This is a genomic window from Selenomonas sp. (assembly GCF_052169755.1).
GTDB lineage: Bacteria > Bacillota > Negativicutes > Selenomonadales > Selenomonadaceae > Selenomonas.
Genome location: NZ_JBQNBV010000173.1, coordinates 1 through 3,702, shown reverse-complemented (window position 1 = coordinate 3,702; position 3,702 = coordinate 1). Strand labels below are relative to the sequence as shown.

3 protein-coding genes are annotated in these 3,702 nt (G+C 53.6%); all 3 read left to right on the top strand.

All coding sequences use genetic code 11. The features are described 5' to 3' along the window. The first annotated feature begins 40 nt into the window (after positions 1-40). A complete protein-coding gene (locus ACTTKG_RS09800; protein ID WP_442674017.1) occupies positions 41-991 on the top strand; it encodes an ABC transporter substrate-binding protein in 951 nt (316 codons plus the stop codon). A 157-nt stretch (positions 992-1,148) separates the two neighbouring features. Continuing rightward, positions 1,149-3,143, top strand: a complete 1,995-nt coding sequence (locus tag ACTTKG_RS09795) for a TonB-dependent receptor plug domain-containing protein (RefSeq protein WP_442674016.1) — start codon at positions 1,149-1,151, stop codon at positions 3,141-3,143. A 27-nt stretch (positions 3,144-3,170) separates the two neighbouring features. Next, positions 3,171-3,702 (top strand): TonB-dependent receptor plug domain-containing protein (locus ACTTKG_RS09790; protein WP_442674015.1); only part of this gene is annotated, 532 nt, incomplete at its 3' end.

Here is a 3,702-nt window from a genome sequence, read left to right as displayed (position 1 = left end):
TTAGATTTGGTATCAAGAGCTTACAGATCAGGAGGTTTCTATGAGAAAAATTGGTATTGGCGTTGCGTTTCTTTGCCTCGCGGCAGTCATCGTGCTGATCTTCACACCACGCACGCAGGAAGCGTCTCAGCCGAAAGAACTGACGGTGACGGACAGCATGGGGCGCGAAGTCACGCTGCCCGCGCATCCGAAGCGCGTCGTCATCCTGAACGCCTCGAATCTTGACCTTTTCGTTGCGGCGGGCGGCGCAGAAGCCGTCGTTGGAAAGCCCAGCTCACAGGCGTTGTCGCCGACAGTCGTGGAAAAGACGGCAAACGCCGAGGAAGTCGGCATCATTCATCAGCCGAATGTAGAGAAAATTCTCTCGCTGCAGCCGGATCTCGTCATCGGCACGAATGTACCGTTCCATATCGACCTCGAAAATACGCTCAGTGATGCAGGCGTGCCTATCTACATCCAAGCCCTCGACGACGTCCCTTCGCTCTTTAGTGCGCTTTCCTTCTATGGCAAGCTCACCGGTGACGAAGAACGAGCCGAAAAAGAAGTGCAGACGATCAAGGACAAGCTCGCCGAGGTCGAAAAGCGTGCTGCCGGAAGCGCGCCGCCCAAGACGCTGCTCGTATTCGGCTCGCCTGAGAGCTTCAACATGGGTACGGCGAAATGCTTCACGGGCGGACTTATCGAACTGCTCGGCGGCGGCAACATCGCTGACCGCGCATCGGGCGACGGCGCATATTTGCCGCTTTCTATGGAATTCGTCGCGCGTGAGAATCCTTCCATCATCCTCGCGATCGTACACGGCCCGACGGAAACGCTTGAGCCGAAGATGCGCCGCGACCTGCAGGACAATGCCGCATGGGCGGATGTTGACGCCGTAAAGAACGGGCGCGTCTACGTTCTGCCCTACGAGCTGTTCGCCATCAACCCAGGCATCCGCGCAGCGGACGCGCTCGATGTACTTGCCGACATCATGTACCCGAAGAAGAAGTAAGATATATGCAAGTGCCCGAGCGATGGGATCTGTGTGCCATCATTGCAGGCAAAAACCAAGGTTTGTTCGGGCTTTGGGGAGTGCATCGAGCTTGCGCTCCCTTATAGCCTTTGCATCTATATATCTCATAGGAATACAAGGATAAGGAGATGGAGCAATGCTGAAGAGAATCACGAAGAAGAAGAGCCTGCTGCTGACGGCGGCTGTTCTCGCCGCCATGAGCGTTCCCGCCTATGCGGCGGAGAAAAAGCCCGAGGACGGAAAAGCGATCAAGACGGGCGCCGTCGTGGTCACGGCATCGAGGACGGAGCAGGAAGTCAAAGAAACGCCGAGTACGGTCGAAGTCATCACGCGCGAGGACATCGACAAGATGGGCGCGGAATCCGTAGCGCAAGCGTTGCAGCTTGCCATCGGGATGGATATTCAGGAAAATGCCATGGTTGGCAATAGAGTTTCCATTCGCGGGATGGAGACGAACCAGACGCTGATTCTCATAGACGGGCGGCGCGTGCGTACAGAGGACACAGGCTCGACGATGAACTTTTATGAGTTTGAGCGCATCAATATAGACGATGTCGAACGTATTGAGATCGTGCGCGGCGCGGCAAGCTCGCTCTACGGCTCGGAAGCTCTCGGCGGCGTCATCAACATCATCCGGAAAAGACCGGACGAGCAGAAGACATCCGTCACGCTGGATTGGACGACTCGACGCAAGGACGCCGGCATTCGTTTCGATGCAGGAAAGCACGGAAATTGGAATATTGCGGCGAGCTTCAAGGTGTCCGACTACCGCGAGCGCGGTACGGATGACAAGAGCAATATGTACGGCAAGAAGTATTTCTTCAATATCGAAGGTCGGATGGATGTAGCGAAAGACAAGTGGCTCGATGTCTTTGCAGACTATTTGATTGAAGATCAGTATATGAAGGGGATAATAATTCGTAAGAACAAGCCGACAATCTATCATGGAAGAGACTACGATCATACGCGCCTGTCGACGGGCGTCAAATATGCAGGTCGCGACAAACGCGGCAACTATGAAATGCAGGTCTATTACACGCGTTTTCATAAAGATCAGAATCAGAGGAACAGAGCGAACCATGACCTTCTCGGGTTCGATGATATGACGTTTAACTCTTTGATCTTCGATGGCAGGCGCTCCATGCAGCTGTCGAAAGATCACCTTCTGACCTTTGGTGGTGAATATCGCGAAGAGAGTTATGACAGTACGCGCTTGACAGGCAACGGCTCCATGTCGCGTGAAGGCGTCGTGAGCCCGTTCGGTAAAAGGTCTGTGAACTATGCAGCGCTTTATGTGCAGGATGAGTGGCTCCTCAATCCCGATTGGCTGCTGATTCCGTCCGTGCGCTGGGACTACAGCAGTTCCTTCGGCAGCAAAGTGACTGGAAAACTTGGCACGACATACAAAATCAACAAGGATCTGCGGTTCAAGGCAAATATCGGAACAGCATATCGCGCACCAACGGCAAGCGAGCTTTATCTTGACTGGGATGGTATGCCAGGCGGCGAAAGAGTGAAGCTATGGTTTCATGGAAACCCCAACCTCAAGCCGGAGACCTCGCTGAACTTCGATGTCGGTCTTGAGATGGAGAAGGATAAAACTTTTGGCAAGATCACCTACTTTCACAACAAAGTCCATGATTTGATCTACGGGTATTCCCAATTTCAGTATATGCCGCCGCCAATGAGGTCAATCAATCACATCTTCTATGACAATGAAACGGATGTGACGCTCCAAGGTCTTGAGTTTGAGGTCAAGCAATCTCTCGGGAGCGGTTTCAACGCGCGCGGCCTCTATACTTACCTCGATGCGCGTAACGACAAAGATATAAGGCTCACCGGCCGCCCGTATCACAAGGCGAGCCTGCAGCTCAGCTACGAAGATCAGAAGAACGGCTGGGATGCGACGCTATGGAACGATTGGATTGCAGACTATTATTATGCGGAGGCTGTTGGAAGGAGAACCATCTATAAAAACGCTGCCATAAGCATTCTGAACCTCGTCGTCAATAAAAAGATCAATGATCGTTTCAGTGCTTACTTTGGCATAGATAATCTTCTTGATACATATAATGACAACCTCGGCTACGACGGCAGAATCTGGCGCGGCGGTGTAAATGTGACGTTCTGAAGAATCCAAGGATAAGGAGATGGAGCAATGCTGAAGAGAATCACGAAGAAGAAGAGCCTGCTGCTGACGGCGGCTGTTCTCGCCGCCATGAGCGTTCCCGCCTATGCGGCGGAGAAAAAGCCCGAGGACGGAAAAGCGATCAAGACGGGCGCCGTCGTGGTCACGGCATCGAGGACGGAGCAGGAAGTCAAAGAAACGCCGAGTACGGTCGAAGTCATCACGCGCGAGGACATCGACAAGATGGGCGCAGAGTCCGTGCTGCAGGCGCTGCAGCTTGCTATGGGTTTGGATACGATGAAAAACGGCATGACCGGCAATCACGTTTCCATACGCGGCATGAAAACGAACCATACGCTGCTTCTGGTCGACGGGCGGCGCGTGCGCACGGGAAATACGGATAAAACAGCGAATGTCTACGAGCTGGAGCGCTTCAATATCGACGATGTAGAGCGCATCGAGATCGTGCGCGGCGCGGCAAGCTCGCTCTACGGCTCGGAAGCCTTGGGCGGCGTCATCAACATCATCCGGAAAAGACCGGACGAGCAGAAGACATCCGTCA